The sequence below is a fragment of the Acinetobacter sp. CAU_H_60 genome (genome assembly GCF_058599385.1).
This window is the reverse complement of sequence record NZ_CM178653.1, coordinates 266,006-287,990: the sequence shown is the minus strand read 5'-3', so window position 1 is coordinate 287,990 and position 21,985 is coordinate 266,006. Positions and strand designations below refer to the sequence as shown.

Below are 21,985 nucleotides of genomic sequence, written 5' to 3'. Positions count from 1 at the left end.
GTGTTTCAATACAAGGCTTAATCATCCGTTTTACTTAAAATGTGATTATTAAATGATTTCGGTTCTTAAATAAAGAATCTGTCCAAATAAAAAAGCCCGCATGATGCGGGCTTTTTCAGACTTAAAGAGTCATCGAATTATACTTGTTCGATGTCTTTCATGGTCAATTTAATACGACCACGGTTGTCAACGTCAGCAACTTGTACTTTTACTTCCTGACCTTCTTTCAATACGTCAGCCACGTTGGCAATACGTTCGTTAGAGATTTGAGAAATGTGAAGCAGACCGTCAGTACCTGGCAGGATGTTCACGAATGCACCAAATTCAACGATACGAATTACTTTACCTGTGTAGATGGTACCTGGCTCAACTTCAGCAGTCAGCGCCTGGATTTTTGCAATCGCAGCCTGTGCAGCAGCTTTAGTTTCACCAAATACGCGTACTGTACCGTTATCCTCGATGTCAATCGCAGCTTTAGTTTCTTCAGTGATTTGACGAATCGTTGCACCCCCCTTACCAATCACATCACGGATCTTGTCAGGGTTGATGTTGATCACTTGGAATGTTGGTGCGTGCATAGAGATTTCTGGACGAGCACGTGAAATCACTTGATTCATCGCGTTCAGGATGTGCATACGACCTGCATAAGCCTGGTTCAATGCAACTTCCATGATCTCTTCGGTAATACCCTCGATCTTGATATCCATTTGCAGCGCAGTAATACCGTTAGCAGAACCCGCCACTTTAAAGTCCATATCACCAAGATGGTCTTCATCACCCAGGATGTCAGAAAGAACTGCGAAACGTTCGCCTTCTTTCACCAGACCCATTGCGATACCCGCAACTGGTGCTTTAAGTGGAACACCGGCATCCATCAATGATAGAGAAGCACCACATACAGACGCCATTGAAGATGAACCATTAGATTCAGTGATGTCAGATACGATACGGATCACGTACGGGAAGCGGTCAGCTGCTGGAAGCACGGCTTGAACACCACGACGAGCCAGACGACCATGACCAATTTCACGACGTTTAGGACCAGACTCACGACCTGTTTCACCTACAGAATATGCAGGGAAGTTGTAGTGAAGCATGAAGTTGTCAGTTTTAGTACCAGCAAGGGTATCCACCATCAACGCATCACGAGTATTACCCAGAGTGGTAGTTACCAATGCCTGAGTTTCACCACGTGTGAATAATGCAGAACCGTGAGCACGGTCTAGTACACCAACCTGTACATCAAGGGCACGAACAGTTTTGGTATCACGACCGTCAATACGTGGTTTACCAGACAGGATGTTGTCACGTACGGTACGGTATTTAAGCTCTTCAAATAATTCGTTTACGTCATCAGCAAGACCAGTTTCGTCGCCTTCTGGAACGAATTGAGCAATTGCTTCTGCTTGAATTGCATCAAGTGCAGCATAACGGTCTTGTTTCACCGCAATGGTATATGCTTCAGAGATTTTTGCTTCAAATGCTTCTTTCAGTTTTGCACTAAGTTCTTCATTTTTCTCAGGAGCCACCCAAGTTGATTCTTTCGCACCAGCTGCAGCAGCAAATTCTTTAATTGCTTGAATCGCAATTTGCATTTCGTCATGACCGAACAATACTGCGCCCAGCATTTGGTCTTCTGAAAGTTCTTTCGCTTCAGATTCAACCATCAATACCGCAGATTCAGTACCCGCAACAACTAGGTCAAGATCAGACTCTTTTAATTGTTCATGGTTCGGGTTAAGAACGTATTCACCGTTGATCAAACCCACACGTGCGCCACCGATTGGACCACGGAATGGTGTACCTGCAATCGCAAGTGCTGCAGAAGTACCCAGCATTGCTGCAATGTCAGCTTCCATAGTCTTGTCAGAAGATACAACAGTCGCAGTGACCTGGATTTCGTTATAGTAACCTTCTGGGAACAATGGACGGATTGGACGGTCGATCAGACGTGAAATCAGAGTTTCAGCTTCAGATGCACGGCCTTCACGTTTACCGTAACCACCAGGAATACGGCCAGCTGCGTATTGTTTTTCTTGATAGTTAACAGTCAGTGGGAAAAAGTCTTGACCTGCTTTAGCAGTTGGCTGAGCAACAACAGCAACTAATACAGTTACGCCGCCCATGGTAATCAATACAGTATTGGCTTGACGCGCAACACGACCTGTTTCTAGGACAACCTGATGTTGGCCAAATTGGAATTCTTTACGAACAATATTAAACATCGACATGTTTTATTTTTTCCTGATTTTATTCTAGTGGAGACCCCTAAGGTTTGGCATTCACATCCAAATGGACGGGTAAATGACAAAGCTTAGAAGCCGACCTCACCAGAAATAAACACTATTTTTAAACACAAAGAAGGAGCGAACATTCGCCCCTTCCCCTGATCTAGCCAAAGGCTAAACCGACTTTAGTTTTCAGTAATAAAGCACAAGGCATGCAATAAACCCGAAAATAAAGTTTAAATCGAATTAACGACGTAAACCTAAAGCACCGATCAATGCAACATAACGACCGTGGTCTTTACCATTTAGGTAGTCAAGAAGCTTACGACGTTGGTTAACCATACGGATCAGACCGCGACGGCTATGGTGGTCGTGTTTGTGCTCTTTGAAGTGACCTTGTAAGTCATTGATTTGAGCAGTTAAAAGAGCTACTTGAACTTCTGGTGAACCAGTGTCGTTTTCAGCGCGAGCGAATTTAGCAATGATCTCTGCGCGATCTGCGTTTGTTAAAGCCATTCGATTTCTCCGAGATGCTTATATATCTTGATAAAAATCAAAGTAATGAGAATTCAATACATTGACTGCCGTGCATCACTACAGCAAGTTGCATATTTTAAGGGAAATTGCGTCAGATTGCAAAAATAGATCATGAATTTTGATGGTGTCGGCTGCCAGATGTCTTTGGTTATTTGCTGATATGAAGAAATCCCATATGGTTCAATTTACACATAATTTCAGGAATTGGACCTGATCTGGCTTACGAGTAGCTATTTAGATAACTGCAGAAATTAACTGATCTTTTTATATTTAAAATATTTCTGGTAGAGCTTAGAAATAAATGATAAAAAAAAGCCCGAGTAAACTCGGGCTTTTTCGCGCTGTAGTTTCTTCTATTATCATTTTTTATTTATTGTTTTTTTAGTGCGTTTTACGCTTTATTATTTTCAAATCTTCCTGACTAAAAATAACTTCCTTGTGTGGTAGATTTTGCCATATTGTCGAAATGCTCATAGAGGCATTTATCCTCACTCGCTGTAAGCCATTGCGTACAAAATTGTCATGGAAATTTGCAAAATATTACACTTATACATCTTTTGATTACGCTATTTACTTAAATTTACTTATTCTGCCAAATTTATCGCTCTATAAGATTACGGCAAAATTCCATTAACGGCAGATATAAAAAAGCCTTGCAGTCTCTCCCAAAACTACAAGGCTTAGCGGCTGTAAGTTTCCTCTTTCACTTACTTCACTGTAAGTTCGCTGTCTGGTGACATTCTTGTTCTTATTATGCGATTTATACCCAACTTTCCGTGTTGAGTTCTTTTGTGTGACCAATCTTCTCAAAAACCGAGTAAAAGCTCCATGCGCCAATTTCCTGAATCCATGTAAGCATTTACCTACAAAAGTTATTTATTTTTTGCCAATAAATTGTTGCAATGTTCAAGTATTTTTCCGCTTAAGCCACTCTTTCGTGTGGTTCTGACACATAGTGCTTGTGTAAACGCGTCGCGATCTACCAGCAAGCTCACAACTTTTTTGGCCCGAGTAATCGCTGTATAAATCAGTTCCTTACTCAGCAAATTTTTAGCCTGTTGATCAAGTACTACAGCCGTATGAGTAAATTCTGAACCTTGCGATTTATGAATGGTTAATGCAAAAGCTGTTTCGATACTTTTTGGCAGGCGGGTCGCCAGCACCCATTTTTCCAGACTCGGGAAATACACTTCAAATTGTGACTGTCCTTGTTGTTCTCTCCAGAAACAGATCCCGATATCACCATTGGACAAACCCAGCTGATAATCGTTATAAGTCATCATCACTGGCCGGCCGGTATACCAGTCGCCCTGTTTTAACTTGCCTACACTAGCTAGAAAACGCTGTTCAATCTGCTGATTGATTTTATTCAAACCCAGATCACCATGCCGGATTGCGGTGAGAATCCGGTAATGATCAAAGTGCTGAATTGCCTGCTGCACATATTGCTCGAAATCAGTCTGATCCTGAGCCTGCTTGATCGCGTCCGCATAAGCCTGATAGCCATACATCAGTTGATCATAATATTGATCTAACTGTAGACCTGTAGTTGGGTTTAGTTCTGGCAGGTATTGCAGTTGCAGCTGGTCAATTTCCACCTGGTCCAGTGCAATCGCTTGCAGCTCACTCGCAGCAACCACTTGCTGTTCAAACTGGTTTAAAACTGATGCTGGAACATGCTCCTGCTGGATAAAGTGTGCCATTGCACCAATCCGGGCGCCTGAAGCAAAACGGCGCGTCGTGATTAAATTGACCCGGTTATCCGCCAGAACAGAAGTCTGCTGCAAGTCTGCCAATACATTGCCAACATCCACCGAGGCCAGTTGGTCTGCATCGCCTAACAGAATTAAGCGGGCTGAATCTGGCACTGCAGCAAGGAGCATCTGTGACAGGCTTAAGTCCAGCATGGATGCTTCATCGACCACGATCACATCATAGGGCAAAGGCTGCTTGGCATGAAACCGTGGGCGTCCCAACCGGCCCAAGCCCAGTAAGCGGTGCAAAGTAACGGGTTGAACCTGCTTTAAAGCCTCCAGTTCAAAAGCGTGTAACTTTTCACTATGTAGAGCTTTTTGCAAGGCCTCTTGCATCCGCTGCGCCGCTTTACCCGTCGGAGCAGCCATCGCAATCCGGATATTGGGTAGGGCTTCATGTAGCACCGCAATCATATGTGCCAAGGTGTAGGTTTTACCGGTTCCTGGCCCACCGGTAATAATATTCAGCCCCTGCTTGGCGACCATTTCCAGCGCTTGCTTTTGCTGTGGATCTGTCAGGAGGTTACGATCACGCTCACTTAAATTTACTGGCGTGATGGCTTGTGACTTGATCCGGGCGATCTGGGTGGCGACCGCTTGTTCCAGCTGCCAGTAGCGGTATAAATACAATTGCTGGTTTTCAAAAATAAAGGGCGCAATACCCTGAGCCTGCTGACTCCGATCCAGCACCAAATGATGCAATAGAGCGGTTTGCTCGGCACTGGCCGGAATACAACTATTGCCCTCCTGCATCGCTTCAAGGAGCTGCTGAATCAGCATTTTTGCGGCAGCATCAAAAGTCGCCGAACTGAATGGTGGCTGACATAGATAATCAATCCAGGCCATTAAATGGGCTGATTGCTGAGACACGTGAATTTGCTCATTTTCCACACAGTTATCCTCAAAGTTATCCACAGGATAATCTTCTGTTTAAACTCTTAAAATTTTATAAATCATCAAAATTATGCTGTTTTTTTCTGCTCAAAATAGCCCAGAATTTCATCCAGTTTCAGAATAAATTCCAGACTGGGCTGCCAGTGATAAGCACCTTGTTCAGCCTGACCATTCATACCGCGCAAATACAGATAAGTCGCCCCACCCAGATGCTGCTGTATGTGATACCCCTGCATGTTCACGCTTAAATAACGATGCAATGCCACCAGATATAAGGCCGCTTGCAGCCAGTAACTGGAGTGAGTCATATTCTGCTGGATGGCCTCAGCCGTGTAATGCTGCTGATCCGGTCCGAGAAAATTGCTTTTATAATCGGCAATATGATAGCGCTGGCCATCAAAATAAACCAAATCAATAGACCCGGTCAGATAGCGTGCTGATTTTGCCTCATTAAAATCAGGCATGAGGATATCATGCTCGGCAAACAGTTGCTGGATCTGACGAATCTGTAAGGGCGCATCGGTTAAAGACAGGTAAAACGGGAATTCGGACAGATAAGCGCCTTGCTGCAACTGCTCCAAGCTGAACTCTGCCTGTAGGGGTGCAGCCAGAATTTCTTTGAGCCAGTCATGAACCCGATTGAGCAGAAGATCTTCAATCATCTCATCAATGAAATGATCGAATGCCTGCTGAAAAACGGCTTCTACATCCAGTTGCGCTGCTGTCTCAGCAGGCGTCATCTGCGCCATTTCCTGTTCGAAAAACTGGATAAAAGGTTCATCATCCAGTTCTGTAAAATAGCGCTGAAACTGTCCTAAGAAGTTCAACCATTCAGAGTGATCGAATGTTTGAGCTGAACGGAAAAACTGCTGCCATTCCTGACGATAAGCTTCACTCTGATCATGCAGGCGAATTCCAGTCAGGATTTTATAATTCAGGCTGGAGAGTACTTTTTGCATACTCTGCTGCAATTTCTCCGGCTGCATTTGACCTTGACGAGCCATCTGCCTGAACAGGGTCTGTAAATTCACACAGGCTGTCTGATAGCCCGGAGTAAATGCCTGCTGTAACAATGGACGAACATGAAAGGCCTGATGAAATTTCTCCTTTAGTTCCTGCCAGATTTGTGGCGCCGTATTTTTAAAACGGCGACGGATTTCCAGATTCCAGTAACTGCGATCCTGAAAATCGATATGCTCAAAAATACTGTGCAGGAAAGTTCCGGCCACCGTGCCTTTAGGAAAATTCAGCTTGATCCAGTCCAGTGGCTGACTGGCTGATTGCTGTTCCAGTTCCAGCAGATTCATTTCATCTGCGGCACTGTCCAGACGTTCAGAAGCGATGACCAGATCATCCTGCAATATCGCTTGATGCGGGAGATGCTGTGATAGTGCAGTAAAACTGGTTTTAGTCCGCGGATAGAACTGGCGCTCCGGTAAAGGATGAGCCTGCATCTGTAACGGTGCGTCTGTCTGTTGTGCCACAATTCTAGGCGGCTCAGAAGCCAGAGGTGGTTCCAGCAGACTTAAGGCATGCTGAAAGACCGCCTCACCTTGTCCACGCCAGAATGCCAAGCCTGAATCCACCTGTCCGCTCTGATCTTGCAGCATGGCATAAACCCGGTGACTGGCCCGGGTCAGTGCCACATACCAAAGCCGGTGATTTTCTGCGGCATTCCGGGCTGCATTTTGCAAAATTGCCTGCTCATGCAAGTCCTTATGATTAACTGCAATCACCCGGGATTGTTCCAGTACATTTTCCGCAGCTGACAGGGAAAAGTTCAGATTCCCCTTATTTACATCAAAAGGTACATCGGCACCCAACAGGAATACGACTTTGAATTCCAGTCCCTTGGAAGCATGGATGGTTAAGAGCTGTACCCCATGATCGCCAGAGAGTTTGCGTTCTTTTTCGTTGTCCTTGCCGGAAGGTGATTGCAATTGACGCAGATACCAGTGATACAGCTTTTGAGCACCCTGATAATATTCACTTTGCTGGCACAGAATTTCGGTCAGATGACGTAAATTCACCACTACCCGTTCATTGTCCAGGCTCTGGCTCGCAACCAGATTGGTCCAGACCTGAAACAGGTTTAAAGCATAATTCCAGGCCGTCAGAAACCCTTTTTCAAACCACATTTCCCGGATGGCATCAAAATCAGCAATATAACGGCTCAGACCTTCACTCTGCTCTTGCAGTTCGATTAGCTTTTTCAGGTTAAAGCCCAATAAACGGGTCAATAAGGCACGTTTAACTTTGGCTTCATTAAAAGGTTCCATAATCGCAGTCAGAACAGCTGCAACATCCTGAGCCACCGGGCTGGCAAAGACGCTCTGCTTGGATTCCTTATAACAGGGAATACCCATGCGTTGCAGACGCTGTTTAACCTGTTCCAGCGCATAATGGCCAAAACTGAGGACTGCAATATCATCCGCTTTTAAGTGCTGAACGTTGTCACCCTGCTGGAAATACAGTTGCTGCTGTTCAGACTGATTCAATAACTGGCGGATTTTCCAGACTACCTGATCGGCTTCAACATCCTGTTCACCGAGCTGAATCCAGCGTAATGGATGCGGATTATTCAGCGTTTTATCGATTAAATCCGGATGTAGCCGGCTTCCCGCCTGAATCAGGGTGTAATGCACCTGCTCACCAAAATCCATCTGGCGTTGAAACAGCGCGTCTACCACCTCGACCAGAGGTTTTATCGAGCGATGGTTTTGGATCAAGGTGTATTCACGACCCTGCTTTTGCCGCACGTCGGCACGCGCCTTGTTATAGGTCAGCATGTCGCCACCACGGAAACCGTAAATCGCCTGTTTCGGATCGCCCACCATGATCATACAGCCGGCTTTGACCCGATTCGGATCACGCCAGATTTTAGCCAGCAGATCATCCTGATCCTGGTTGGTATCCTGAAATTCATCGACCAGAATTAGTGGATAGCGGGCCTGTACAAACTGGGCAAAACGCTGACCTTGCTGTCCCTGTAAAGCTTCAGCCAGGGTACGAATTTGTTGGGAAAATGTAGTTTCACCCTGTTTTTGCAGGGTTTGTGGCAGACGGTTCTGCACACTGCGAATAATATGATATTCAAGATAGGTCATCAGCTGCTTCAACTGGGCATCCATCTTCTCTTTGACTTCACACAATCCATCAATGGCCTGAATCAGATTATTTTGTAGAATCTGCTGCTGCTCTGCTTCCGGACAGCTTTTGTTAAACACTTGTGTCGTCGGCTGAAAATCGGTTTTTTTACGGCGCAAATAACACAGATTCAATAAGATCGTATGCAGTTCTGGATCAAAAAAGCTCATCACACCTTTGGTTTTCAGTGCCGCCATCCAGGTCATAAAGTTTTCACAGACATCGCTTAATCTGGTGAAAAAACTTTTATGAAAATACTTCGGAGAATTCTGACAATACTCCCGAATGATCTCAATTTCATGTTCATGTACATTGAACAGGCGCTGGATGCAGTGCTCTAGTTCAGCCAGATCCCATTCGACTTTTTCTACCTTCTGAAAGTATTGCACACGGAAATTTAAAGCATCGCGGACCAGCCCGGTATAGTGTTCTACTGGTTTCAACAGGTTCTGCAGATACAGGTGATTGACCATATATTGCGGCTGCTGCTGGATCCATTCTCGTAGTACATCATGAATCAGCTGCTGGATATACAGGTCCTGATCTTCAGTCAGTTCCGCCCGTTCAATCTTGCCGCTTTCAAAGGCAAATTCACGCAATAATTTCTGGCTAAAGCTGTCCAGTGTCCCGACAAACAGCTCATCTAGTTGGTTCAGTACCAGACGCAGACGGCGCCGGGCATAATCCATGCGTGAGCCATAATCTTTTAATACCTGCTGAAATAGTGGATCCGATTCAGTCTGGATTTTGGCGGTGATTTCGACCGAATTCAGCTCCTGATGACGCTGAATAAAGGCCAAGGTTTCTTCAATTCTGAGACGCACCCGGTTTTTCAGTTCAGCTGTGGCTTTGCGAGTAAAAGTCGTCGCAATGACCTGATGCGGATAATACTGATCCAGAAAAATCCGTACCATCAGGCTGGATAAGGTATAGGTTTTACCGGTTCCCGCCGAAGCTTCAATCCAGTGCAGGCCGCTAAAGCGCATGTCCTGAATCGGATTGGTTGAAATCTTTTTGTTCTGGTTGGGTAACATGGTCATTATTCTTTTATCCATTCCAGATGTTCATGAATCGGTGCATATAACGCATGGGCAAAATCATGGCAACAGCGTTGCAAGGCCAGATCCGGGTCCTGATCCTGCAAAATAAACTGCCAGTCCTGATGCAACTGGCTGGATTCATCGCTGGCCAAAGGCTTGGCACTTTCATAGCTGTTGTTCCAGGCCTTTAGCAGTTCCTGCATCTCGGCAATAGTGATTTGTCCCTGTTCATTTTCGGTCCATTCCCAGGCCTTTTTCATCAGCAATTCGGCTGGCAGTACTAGCGGCTGGGTCTGTCCGACTTCCCAGGCTTGCAGCCAGGCCTGTAAATGATGACGTGCCTGACTAGAACGCAGTCCGGAAAATTTCAGGGTTTTATTACTGAAAATGACAATTCGTTCCAGCTGTGGAGACAATTCATCATTATTCAGATAGGCCAACCAGAGCAGATATTCTAGCCAGACCTGTGCCCGACGTTTTTCTGAAGCGGAGGAAGACTGCATGCTGAGCCAGTAACTGCTGTGCGGTACTTGTGGCAAGGTAATATGAATCAGCAGCTCAGGATTATATTGCCAAGTTTGCTGAGTAACAGGCGTCAGCTCTTTATTCAGCTGCAATAAACGTTCTTTTAGCGATTGCCGTTCCTGCTGACTGCTGAGCCAGGTCGCTTCCTGAGTTTTTCCCACCGGCAAGCGGTCCAGCATCAGCTGTGGCTCAATCTCTTGATCCTGTTGCAGCAGAAAATCACGAACCTGATACTGTTCCAGTTTATTCAGCAATAACGGTTCTCGGGAACTTGGCAGATCGGCATATCTCACACTGGAAATACCGACACTTTTCAGGAACAAACGTGCCGGGAAAATCATGTCACGAATCCACTCATCCCCTTTCAGCACCCGGATTTCTTTCTGCATCAGTGCTGGATAATGGGCATTGATCCAGCTGCTGCGCTTGCCCTCTGCACTGCGAATATATTCGGCCACAGCAAACCACTGGGTCTGATAACGTGGGGTATGAGACTCTACATAACCGATCGGGTCAAAAGGCTGTAATGGATGTACATGATAGAGTTGACGGATATGCTTGGCGACACTCAAACTATTCATCTCAACCGTTTCATCGACTTCAGCATCGGGCTGATCTGACTGGCAAATCAAGGCAATATGCTGGATTAATTCCTGCAATGAAGTGGATGGATCACGCGCTTCCCCGTCATCAACATCAAAGCCATTATAGAACAGCCATAAATTGTCCTGCGCCAGTAGCAATGCATCCAGAAAAGCGCCTTGGTCATCATCCAGACGGGAACGATCCCCTAGTTGCGGCTTCAGACTGCCCATCAGGTCAAATGGCACCTGCTGATTCCGGCTCGGAAATTTACCGGTATCCAGATTCAGCATCACCACCAGTTTATATGGCAACGGACGGATCTGTCCGATCTGACTAAAGGTAATCTGTCCGGTCGGTTCAGCCTGATCGAGTTGCATCTCCAGTGTATTCTGAATTTCTTCCAGTACATAAGGCAATGGCAGACTTAAGGCGACCAGCTCCTGGCTGGCCTGCGGATCATCCTGATCGTGATAATCGGCCAGCGTCAGCATCCGCATCTGCTTGTCGATAATCTCTGCAACCGTCTTTAAGGACTCAACCCCGGCTTCACGGAATTCATTCAGATCTTCACGCAGATATTCTAGCCAGGTTTTTACCGGGGTACATTGGCCCTGTTCATGCAAAATCAGCCAGTCACGGCGCTGCACCAGATCCTGATAAATCTGAATTAAAGTCGAGATGAGAGGGAAATCACTACTCAAGACCTGAGCATAACTTAAGGTGTCCTGAAACAGGACATGTTCTGGCACTGCGAGTCCGAGTGCCAGTCGATCCAATGCAAATTTAAAACTGAAGCGGTAGTCTTCATCACCGGCAGTCAGGCTTTGCTGTAAATGCTGCTGATCCAGACCGCGTTTAAAGCCCGCTTCACCCAATAACTGTAACATGCGCTCAACTTGGGTATAGTCCAGCGCATAAAGTTGCTGGGTGGCATTCAGGCTGAGCCAGTCGGCAAAATCCTCAATACTGAAACGTCGATGCACCAGCTGAATCCGGCCCAGTACCGCGCGCCAGGCATTGCTGACATCGAGTCGGGACACCCCGGCAATCTGAATCGGTAAATATAGATTATCTTTTTGCAGACGCTGGCTATTGCCTTCCCGTTCTCGTGGGGGGGGTGCAAAGACACTCCGAATCGCCGGCTCCAGCTCTTTCAGGTTCGGGGCCAGCACCAGAATATCGCTCGGCTGACGTGGGACATCTTCGGTACCTTGAGCCAGCCAGTGAATCATCTGTTCTTTTAAAACTTCCAGCTGGCGCAGTGAAGAATGGCAGACATGAATCTGCACCGAATCATCGTCTGGTTTGAGCGGATATTGGTGTTTTTCCGGTTCCAGCAGGTACAGAATATCCGACTGGATTTTGGCCAGTAACTTATCCTGATATTCATCGACGAAAGCATCGGCCCAGAGACCTTCTTCACCTGAAGACAGTTTAGACAATAACGAGAAATGATCACGTGCCTGCTTGCCAAAGCGCGTCAACAGTGGATGCCGCGATTCCCGGTCTTCGGCATTAAAGTTCAGCTGAAAGGCTGTAAAGAAATGCTGGATTTCGATATCAGTCGGCAAACGTCCCTGAGATTTTTCAAATTTCTTGATGAAACGTTCCTGCACGCCAAGGTCATAACGTGCTTTCCAGTCCGGATCGACACTATCGGCCCAGTATTCCTGTGATGGGTTAAAGTGGAAAATATAAATATCGATGTATTGACCGAGACGGCGCAAGAAATCCAGTTGACTCGGTGGCAATTCTAGCAAGGTAAAGACCACGACCTGTTGTGGTAAGCGTTTTAAAGCCTGTGCCTGGGTATCTTCATTCTCTAGACGTTCCCAGTACATCTGTTCGATGTCCAGAATCTTGGCATAATCATCCTGAAAGACATGCTGCCACAGCCAGCGCTGCCAGGCTTCCAGTTCACGTGCCTGAATCTTGACGAAGTCCGCCACCGGAATTTCATGGCCATTTTCATCTTTAGGAATATAGATCATCTGCTCAAGATCGAGCGCAATATCCTGCCCCCAGGACGCCAGCCAGTTGGTCGGACAACGACATTCCTGTGGTGGGCAATTCCGCGCGCAATAGCCACGGTAATCCATATAGTGGCTAAACAGGCGCGAGACCTGTTCGGATACCCAATACAGCATGCTTTGTTTTTTCAGCTGCTTCTCTGTGCCCTGTTCCAGACGATCTGCGCTGTCATAAATCCGTTTGATAATCGAATACAGCGGATGATCGACCTCTAATGGAATCTGCTCAGGCAAAATACATTTACGTAATGCCTGAAATACCCGCCATTTAATAATAATTCGGGGAATATTGGCTTCACGGATCTGTTCAACTTCTTTGGGGTTATTCAGCACCCACTGATAGGAAGTCCACTGAAAGGCACGGATCCGGTGATGAAACTGGGTATTGGCACTGATGCCCTTTTTCTCGGCAATTTTTTGGGTCAGCCAGGCCTCGACTGCAGGAGACGGTACAATAAAATGCCGCGGCTGTAACACGGCCAAGGGATTTTTTGCGCTCTGGTTGACGATACGCAGCATACTATCCAAAAGCACATCAATGCGTTGACTCTGAATAACATGAATTGCCATCGTTTCCCCTGAAAAATGAGATGGAGCAGTACTACAAAATGATAAAGATTATTTACTATACTTACTGAACTGTCTATGTCACTTTAAAACTCATACTTCAGTCAAAAAAGTTCTTTGAAAAAAGCATCTTATTGATGTTTGAACAGAAAAAAACAACATCTAGCTTTAGGTAATGCCCATGAAATTAGACAAAATTCCAGATCGTATCGATCCAAGTTTAGATTTAGACAGAATTCGCAACGAGTGCTTAGAGCTAACCAAAAAACGTGCCTATTATTCTGCCGGAGCAGCTGTGATTCCGGTGCCATTTCTGGACGTGGTCATTGATGTCGGCATTCTGTCGCAACTGATTCCGGAGATCAATGCCCGCTTTGGTCTGGCCCCTGAACAGATCAGTGTGTTTGATCCTGCAACCAAACAGGTGCACTGGAATGAACTGCGTAAACGCGGAATCGAGTTTTCCGGTCTGGTGGTGGCACGTACAGCAGTCAAAAAATCTTTGAACAATGTTGCAGCGAAAGTGATCACAAAGCAAGTCACAAAATTCATTCCACTCGGTGGTCAACTGGTAGCTGCGAGCCTCGGTTATTTTGTCATGAAAAAAATTGCTGAAGCACATGTTGAAGATTGCTATCGTACTGCAAAAAATATTCAGCAAAAACAGATTGCTCAAAGCAAATAAATTTCCCGCCCCATTTTTTATCCCCAAACTTTTCAAAATTCAGGCAGATTAATCTGCCTGAAGCTGCTTTAAAATTGTTTTTAAAATTTCAACCCGAGCGGTGTTTTTATCATCAGTGGCGATAATGTGCCATGGCGCCTGTTCTGTCGATGTACGTTCAAACATGTCGGCTGCCGCTTTTAAATAATCATCCCAACGTTCCCGGTTACGCCAGTCTTCATCGGTGATTTTAAAGCGCTTATGCGGGGTGTCTTCACGCGCCTTGAAACGAGCGGCCTGTTCTTCCTGGGAAATCGCCAGCCAGAATTTAATAATCACGGTTTGATGGTTAATCAAGCTCTGTTCAAATCGGTTAATTTCATCATAGGCCCGCTGCCATTCTGCCGGGCTGGCAAAACCCTCTACCCGTTCTACCAGCACCCGGCCATACCAGGAGCGGTCAAAGATACAGATATCATCATCGGTTTGCAGCTTGTTCCAGAAACGCCATAAATAAGGACGATTCAGTTCATATTTTTCCGGTGCCCCGATGGTCTGAATTTCATATTCACGGGGATCCAGCTTTTTCACAATCCGCTTGATCGCTCCACCCTTGCCCGCTGCATCCATCCCTTCAAACAGCAAAATCACATTGCGTGGGTCTGAGCGCAGCGCCTTGGCCACCTGAGGAGACAGTTTTTTCAGTTCCGCCTTATAGTCCTCTGTCTTGGCAAGCTCTTGCGAAGGATGCTGCAATAATTCTGGAATTTTGGCCTGTTTCCATCGTCCCTTGGCCCGGACCGGATGATTCGGACAATGTTTTAAAGCTTGCAAAATATGCTGTGCAAACTGCTGGTCACGCTGTTTTTCATCTTCCCCGTCAATGATCAGCCAGTCTTCGTCTTTAGTAAACCGCTCTCGCAAACGCTGCACGGTGTCGTACTTTTTTTTGTCGCGCCAGTCCAGGCCATGCAGTTTGTGCCATTGCATTTCACTCGGATCAATCTGATCCAGGCGTTTTTGTAGCACTTTCCAGGACAAGTCGAACCAGACCTTGACCACATCAACATAGTTATTTTTTAGATCCTGCTCAAAGACACGCATATCTTCCAGATAGGCATCAAACTGGGCATCATCAATGGCACCAGTCTGTATGGTGGTTCTGAGCAGATCGCTGTACCAGTTGCCAAATAGAACCATGATTTGGCCTTGGGCCGGAATAAACCGTGTATAGGGTTGCCAGAAGGTCTGTTTCTCTCCTAATACTTGCGGCTGATCGGCCTTCACCTGCAAATAACGGGGATCTACCCACTCACGTAACTGTTTGACTGCTTCGCCCTTACCCGCCAGCTCAATTCCATTGACCAGAACAATCAGGCTTTTGCCATTTTTCTGACCTTGGGTTTTCCTTAGATCATACTGGGCATTGATCAGCGCAAGGGATAGCTTGTCTTCATCCATTAACTGGAAACTTTGTTCTTCTGTACGCATGGAGATCCCTCATCTTTTATTCTTGTGGGCAGTATAGCGAGGAGTTTGAAGGCAAAAATAGCGTTAGCAACGTTTTTCACACGATTAGATTGTCTGTTTAAACAGCAAATTGACATTCAAATAAGGAATCATTGATCAATTTGTCATAGCGAGATTGCGCCACACCCTCTAAGATTCTGAGATCGAAAAATCATATTTGAAAATACATGTCCAAACTTGCCCGATTAGATGAACTCTTAGAACAGTATTATCAGCTGAAGTATCACACTCAGCCTGAAATTTTAAGCCGTTTACAGGATGTGCAGGCATGGCAAAAGGCACGGATGCAGCGCAGCCATCATCAGCATTTTTCTGAAAAAAATAACCAGCTGATGGCCGAATATTTCCTGAATCGGCTCTATGGCGGCCCAGACTTTGACGCACTGGCCGAACAGATTGCCCGACTGATGAAATATGCGCACAAGGCAGAAAAAATGATTCCGGAAAATGCCCTGAAAACCGGAACCTCAGGCGTAGAACTGGCGATCTTGGCCGTGCAACTGGATGAACAGGTCGCAATCCAGCTTTTAGAGGATTATCCTGCCAACACACCACTGACCGATGAAATGATGCGCGTGACCTATCTGAAACTGGATCAGGGTGAGGTGCGCTTGAAACAGCTGGCATTGCTGGATCAGCTAGGTGTTAGCCTGGATAAATATATGCGTTCCTTTGTGGTTTATACCGCTTTCAAGATGTGTAAAGGTGCAGCCAATAAATATCATTTTCAGGTGATGTATGAGTTTATGCAGGACGGTTTCCAGGCCATGAAACCGTTAAAATCGGCAGAAAAATTCGTGCATGACTTTACTGCGATTGAACGTGGCATTATTGATAAGGTGCATTCAGGCGATCCTGCACCATTCCAATAATAGATTCCTTTCCCATCTATGATGAGTAAGGCTTGCGGTCCTGCCTGATCCTGATATTTTCAGGTTTTTAGGCAGGCCATCGCCAGTGATAAATCATATGAATTATTCGATCACTGGCAGTGAAGATTTCCGCCCATATTCCTATTTTTCTGTATATTATTCATAACAATTGCATCATGATTGCTGAATAACATCCAAGAATCTGTCATTATGCAGGCAATGCAAGATTAACCCGATTGATATGTTAGGAGTGACTCCAATGTCGAATGAAAATCAAACGCCTACCCCTACACCCGAGTCGGCACAACAGACAGACAAAGTGAGCCCATTCTTAACCACCCCACTTCCGCAAGGCGCTCCACAAGGTCAGCAACAATCTCTAGAACAACGCCTGACCGATACGCCTGTAACTGGAACTGTCCCTAAATATAACCTGCCACGCGGTGCCAATACCGGTAACGTCGGTCCAACCACGCACTTCGGCTACAAGACCGTAAGTAGTGACGAAAAAGCCCAAAAAGTGGCTGAAGTATTCCATTCGGTGGCCAGCAAATACGACATCATGAATGACCTGATGTCATTCGGTATTCACCGTCTATGGAAACGTTTTGCGATTAATATGTCAGGCGTACGCCGTGGCCAGCATGTGCTGGATATTGCAGGCGGCACAGGTGACTTGGCCAAAGTATTTAGCCGTGAAGTGGGCCCTACCGGTCATGTAGTACTGTCTGATATTAACGAATCCATGCTGAATGTTGGCCGTGACCGTCTGATTGATGCCGGCTGTACCAATGTCGATTTCGTTCTGGCGAATGCAGAAACTCTAGAACCATTTGCTGACAACAGCTTTGATCTGGTGACCATTTCGTTTGGTCTGCGTAACGTTACTGATAAAGATGCAGCATTGGCTGCGATGTATCGCGTGCTTAAGCCAGGCGGTCGTTTACTGATTCTGGAATTCTCTAAACCAGTCTTTGAGCCATTCTCAAAACTGTATGACCTGTATTCATTCACCGCTTTACCAATCATGGGTAAAATCGTGGCGAATGATTCAGAAAGTTATAAATACCTGGCTGAATCAATCCGTATGCATCCAGACCAGCGTACTTTAAAAGGCATGATGGAAAATGCTGGCTTCCAGAACTGTGATTACCACAACCTGACCGGCGGTATCGTTGCCGTTCACCGTGGCTTCAAGCTTTAAGGGTCGTACCCGATATGTGGTCACTTCTTGCACTCGGTGCCGTTGAACGCCTGATTCATCATATGATTGATCTGGATGCGATTACCCGCATTCAGCTCAATGCTTTGGCCGGCAAAATGCTGCGGGTGGTCATTGCCTCACCGCAGCTGTCCATCGATGTCTTCTTTGATGAGGGCAAGGTTCGTCTGGAACCAACGCCAACCGGCCATACTGAAGACTCTTCGATTTTTGAACAGCGCCCTTATGAAGCCAATAATGCTCAAACTCCTGAAGCAACGGCGACGCTACAGGTGAGCAATGTCGTAGAGCTGCTCAAGCTGCTGCTTGCTAATGAAGTCGGTAATATTCCGCTGCAAGGCGACTACAAACTTCTGCAAGAAATCCAGCGCATCATGCAGCAGGCTGAATTTGATCTGGCGGCGCATTTAAGTCCCTGGATTGGCCCTGCTCTGGCACATGAAATTGGCAAGTTGCAGCTGGCTCCAAAGCATTTAAAACGCACTTTACAAAGTCAATTATTTTTCGCTGAAGATGCCCTGAAAGAAGATAGTGGTCTCTTTGCCCCGCGCTGGCAAATGGATGACCTGAATCAGGATACCCGTATCCTGAACCAGAATTTAGATCGCGTCGAAGCCAAAATCCGTCAGCTTCAGGCACAGATTGAATCTGACGATTCTACTGATCAGCCATTTACTCCTGCTACACCTCATATTCCTTCTCAATACTAGGTACACCGCTTTATGATTCCGCATGTTTCACGTTTACTCGAACTTTGGCGCATCGCCGCGCACTATAGACTCGACACGTTGTTTCCTGCGGAAGAACTTCCTGAGAAAGCCCGACATATTTTATCTTTGATCCGTATGCATCCGGCAGCCTGGTCCAGCCGTGAGCGTAAAAACCCGCTCAAGCTGAAACTGGCACTGGAAGAAATGGGACCTCTGGCAATCAAGCTGGGTCAGTTGCTTTCGACCCGTCGTGACCTGATTCCGCCTGAAGTGCTGCAACAACTGGTCCTGTTACAGGATCAGGTTAAGCCTTTTGATAATGATGTCGCCAAGATGCGTATTCAGGAATCATTAAAAGCCGATGTAAATACCCTGTTCGCCCGATTTGATGTTCAGCCACTGGCAGCCGCTTCGATTGCACAGGTGCATACTGCAGCCCTGCATGATGGCCGTGAAGTAGTGGTCAAAGTGACCCGCCCCAATATTCGTCAACAGATCTTGCAGGATTTTGAGATTCTAAGCTGGCTGGGTGATTTTCTGGAAAAGCGTCTGGAAGCAGCGCGTGCTTTACACTTGTCTGAAATTATTCAGGACTATCGCCAGATCATTCTGAATGAGCTGGACCTGACGCTGGAAGCAGACAATACCCGCCGTATGCGTCATTACTTCACTGGCTCCAGCATGATGTATGTTCCTGAAGTTTATATGGACAGTAAGGACGTGCTGGTAGCAGAACGGATTACCGGTGTTCCGATTTCGGATATTGCCACCTTTGATGAACTGGGTATGGACCGTGCGGATCTGGCACGTAAAGGTCTGACGATTTTCTTTACTCAGGTCTTCCGTGACAACTTCTTCCATGCGGACATGCATCCAGGCAATGTCTTTGTCGAAACTATCAATCCGGCCAATCCGCGCTTTATTGCGCTGGACTGTGCGATTATGGGAGAGCTGTCTAAGCATGACCAGATGACCGTAGCACGTATGCTGCTGGCGGTCATGAACAGCGACTTCATGCAGCTGATTCAGATTGTGCATCAGGCCGGCTGGATTCCACCGGGTACCGATCAGGACGCGCTAGCACGCGAAATGCGTCGTACCGTGGGTCCAATGGTCTCCAAGCCGATGCATGAGCTGGATTTTGCCGGGATTCTGATTCAGGTCATGGACATCGCCCGTCGTTTCCATCTGGAGATCCCGCCACAACTGATGTTGTTACTGAAAACATTGGTACATGTGGAAGGTCTGGGAACAGACTTGTATCCTGAGCTGGATATCTGGAGCCTGGCTAAACCAATCCTCACCGATTGGGTCAAAGCCCAGATGAATCCGCAAAAGAATATTAAAGAACTGGGACAAAAAATCCCGGATCTGCTTTTGGGTGCGCAGGATTTACCGACCCTGATGATCGACAGCCTGAATGGTCTGAAAAACCAGTCCGCCTGGCATGCCAAACAGCTCAATGAATTACAAAGCATGCGCCTGCAAATGGAACATCAGCAAAAACGTAGCTGGATTTTTGGCAGCATCATGGCCATTCTGCTTTCGATTGCGATTATTTCACCATGGTTTGTGTCAGTGATTCTGATTGTGCTGGCAAGCATACTTGCTGTCTGGCGGATTGCGAAATAATTTTTAAAGAGCCTGATTCGTCAGGCTTTTTTATGCTTAAATTATTGAAAAAATAAAACAAGAATATCCAAATGAAATATAGCTTTTTATGGGCTATTTATCGCGAAAAATCTTTGTCGGCCTTTTTGTATAGTTTGCTTTATAGTTTCTTACCCCTCTTAGACTTGATAACTTATCTCAACTATAGATTTCGATGGCTAACTGAGATACCCACTACCGACTCAATATCATTCCGCATGATCAATAGCCCATCCTTTTGGCTGATGACGCTATTCAATTTCATGCCCCTCTTCTGCTTATTTCTCATAAAGCAGCAAAAACTCATAGTAGTTTTGGCAGTATGGATTTTTTGTGGGTTTAGTTTTTATTTGATCAATAACTATACTGTTGCAAATTACCCGATGTCGACCTTAATTCTTGTGAGCTCAAGTCTTGCTCTAATACGCTCACGTAATAAAAAACTTATGCTGACTTATATTAACCCGATGCCATGACTCTTAAGTCACCTTAGGGTACATCTTGCCATTGGGCTCTGTGACCAAATGCTTAAAATATGTCCTCATTGGCCAAATATGGGTTGAACCTTTATGCAGATTTTACAAAAACATGCGCCTGCTCTGAAAATCCGCGCTGGGCATCAGGCTCGTGAGCTGATTTTGAAAGAAGGTTTGCAACCCGAACAGATTGATATCGTGCCAGGTGCCGCAGGTGGACCCAAAGGTATTGGTATTCAGGGACTGGATCAGGCTATTTTTGGCGAGTTTTTCCCACGTGCTCCTCAGCGTAGAACCTTAGTCGGTTCATCCATTGGTAGCTGGCGTTTTGCCAGTGTCGCGGCGTGGGGAGCCAAAGCAGGCACTGAACGTCTTGCCGACTTGTATACCCATCTGTACTTTCACAAGAAAATGACTCGCCAAGAAGTCAGTGACGTCTGTCGTGGTATGCTGCTGGATCTGGTACAAGGCAAAGAAACCGATCTGGTGAATCATCCGGATTATCATTTGACGGTACTATCGATTAAAGCCCAGCACATTTTCCAGAGTGACAAGGCGCTCCCCCTACTCGCCTCTGTAGCTGGCATTGTGGGAACTACCGCTGTAGCGCGTAAACATAGCCGCCATTTTATGCAACGTGTGATCAGCCAGCCGAATACAGGTGAACAGTTTAAAATTGCCGATGATGGATTTACCACACATTATCATGCCTTGACTGAGCAAAGTGTTTTGTCCTGGCTGATGGCCTCTGCTTCTATTCCAGGCGTGATGGCAGCGGTCAATAATATTCCAGATGCACCACAAGGTTATTATCGTGATGGTGGCTTGATTGACTATCATATTGACCTGCCGTTTCAGAGCAAAGGCATCGTGCTGTATCCGCATTTTACTGACAGCATTACTCCCGGCTGGTTCGATAAACTGTTTAAACGCACGGCAAGCCCGGAAAATCAGGCACGAACTTTGCTAATTTCACCCTCTCAGGAATATCTGCAAAGTTTGCCTTTGGGTCGTTTACCAGATCGTAAGGACTTCACTTTGAAGGGTTTAGATCAAGCCCAGCGGATTCAGCTCTGGAAGCAATGTATTGCAGAAAGTCAGCGCTTGGGAGATGAATTTCTGGAACTAGTCGAGAAGCAGAATTTTGCCGATGTGATGCAAAGTCTGTAATGGGCGCAGTCTGTCCGAATTGTTTGTATAATTGCCTTAATTTTTTGAACTGTTGAGATTTATGCAGAAATTTTTAGTGATCCTGCAATATGCATGTATAGCCTTTGGACTTTATCTGATTTATAGCGTTACCATGTCGCTGTATACACAGCAATTTGAGCTGATGGAACTGGTGGCAGATATTGGCACCATTCTGATCTGTCTGGATTTGGGTGTGTTTTTATATACCAGTAAAGGCAAACAAGGCATCACCATGGAAGAGTATGCCAAACAGCTGGAACAACCACCGTCTAAACTGGTTTATGTGACACGTAAACTGGGACATCTGGGTATTTTATTGATTATTACCAGCTGGATTGTTCCGATTATTAATAGTTAATCCAA

13 protein-coding genes are annotated in these 21,985 nt (G+C 46.0%); 7 read left to right on the top strand and 6 right to left on the bottom strand.

Annotated elements, in window-relative coordinates; translation table 11 throughout:
• Positions 1-137: 137 nt before the first annotated feature.
• From pnp to AC4MBN_RS01295, 5 genes are all read right to left on the bottom strand, one after another.
• Complete coding sequence (pnp, locus tag AC4MBN_RS01315; protein WP_491876865.1) at positions 138-2,225, bottom strand: polyribonucleotide nucleotidyltransferase; 2,088 nt, start codon at positions 2,223-2,225, stop codon at positions 138-140.
• A gap of 249 nt (positions 2,226-2,474) precedes the next feature.
• On the bottom strand, positions 2,475-2,744 hold the full coding sequence (rpsO, locus tag AC4MBN_RS01310) for a 30S ribosomal protein S15 (protein WP_004637724.1): 270 nt from the start codon (positions 2,742-2,744) through the stop codon (positions 2,475-2,477).
• Positions 2,745-3,637: 893 nt separating this feature from the next.
• Positions 3,638-5,410, bottom strand: a complete 1,773-nt coding sequence (gene recD, locus AC4MBN_RS01305) for an exodeoxyribonuclease V subunit alpha (protein ID WP_491880524.1) — start codon at positions 5,408-5,410, stop codon at positions 3,638-3,640.
• A gap of 71 nt (positions 5,411-5,481) precedes the next feature.
• Positions 5,482-9,600: a UvrD-helicase domain-containing protein gene (locus tag AC4MBN_RS01300; protein WP_491880523.1), complete on the bottom strand. Its 4,119-nt coding sequence runs from the start codon at positions 9,598-9,600 to the stop codon at positions 5,482-5,484.
• Positions 9,600-13,310: an exodeoxyribonuclease V subunit gamma gene (locus AC4MBN_RS01295; RefSeq protein WP_491880522.1), complete on the bottom strand. Its 3,711-nt coding sequence runs from the start codon at positions 13,308-13,310 to the stop codon at positions 9,600-9,602. Before AC4MBN_RS01295 ends, AC4MBN_RS01300 begins: the two co-directional genes overlap by 1 nt.
• Before the next feature lie 178 nt (positions 13,311-13,488).
• On the opposite strand from AC4MBN_RS01295, the gene AC4MBN_RS01290 reads away from it, so the two are divergent.
• Entirely contained in the window at positions 13,489-13,992 is a 504-nt protein-coding gene (locus AC4MBN_RS01290; RefSeq protein ID WP_004781723.1) for a hypothetical protein, read from the top strand.
• 48 nt (positions 13,993-14,040) lie between these two features.
• Here the strand turns inward: AC4MBN_RS01290 and pap are convergent, their stop codons facing one another.
• A complete protein-coding gene (gene pap / locus AC4MBN_RS01285) occupies positions 14,041-15,462 on the bottom strand; it encodes a polyphosphate:AMP phosphotransferase (RefSeq protein ID WP_419363831.1) in 1,422 nt (473 codons plus the stop codon).
• 206 nt (positions 15,463-15,668) lie between these two features.
• Between pap and AC4MBN_RS01280 the strand changes: the two genes are divergently transcribed.
• The 6 genes from AC4MBN_RS01280 to AC4MBN_RS01255 all read left to right on the top strand — a co-directional run bounded on the left by AC4MBN_RS01280 (position 15,669) and on the right by AC4MBN_RS01255 (position 21,980).
• Positions 15,669-16,373: a DUF8198 family protein gene (locus AC4MBN_RS01280; RefSeq protein ID WP_491880521.1), complete on the top strand. Its 705-nt coding sequence runs from the start codon at positions 15,669-15,671 to the stop codon at positions 16,371-16,373.
• Between the two features lie 259 nt (positions 16,374-16,632).
• Positions 16,633-17,577: a bifunctional demethylmenaquinone methyltransferase/2-methoxy-6-polyprenyl-1,4-benzoquinol methylase UbiE gene (ubiE, locus tag AC4MBN_RS01275; RefSeq protein ID WP_005232491.1), complete on the top strand. Its 945-nt coding sequence runs from the start codon at positions 16,633-16,635 to the stop codon at positions 17,575-17,577.
• A gap of 14 nt (positions 17,578-17,591) precedes the next feature.
• Positions 17,592-18,305 (top strand): ubiquinone biosynthesis accessory factor UbiJ, encoded by a 714-nt coding sequence (locus AC4MBN_RS01270; protein WP_491880520.1) that lies wholly within the window; start codon positions 17,592-17,594, stop codon positions 18,303-18,305.
• Between the two features lie 12 nt (positions 18,306-18,317).
• Positions 18,318-19,937: an ABC1 kinase family protein gene (locus AC4MBN_RS01265; RefSeq protein WP_180031125.1), complete on the top strand. Its 1,620-nt coding sequence runs from the start codon at positions 18,318-18,320 to the stop codon at positions 19,935-19,937.
• Between the two features lie 587 nt (positions 19,938-20,524).
• Positions 20,525-21,601, top strand: coding sequence for a patatin-like phospholipase family protein (locus tag AC4MBN_RS01260; protein WP_491880519.1), 1,077 nt, complete (start codon positions 20,525-20,527; stop codon positions 21,599-21,601).
• Positions 21,602-21,662: 61 nt separating this feature from the next.
• Positions 21,663-21,980: a hypothetical protein gene (locus AC4MBN_RS01255; protein ID WP_034703563.1), complete on the top strand. Its 318-nt coding sequence runs from the start codon at positions 21,663-21,665 to the stop codon at positions 21,978-21,980.
• Positions 21,981-21,985: the final 5 nt, after the last annotated feature.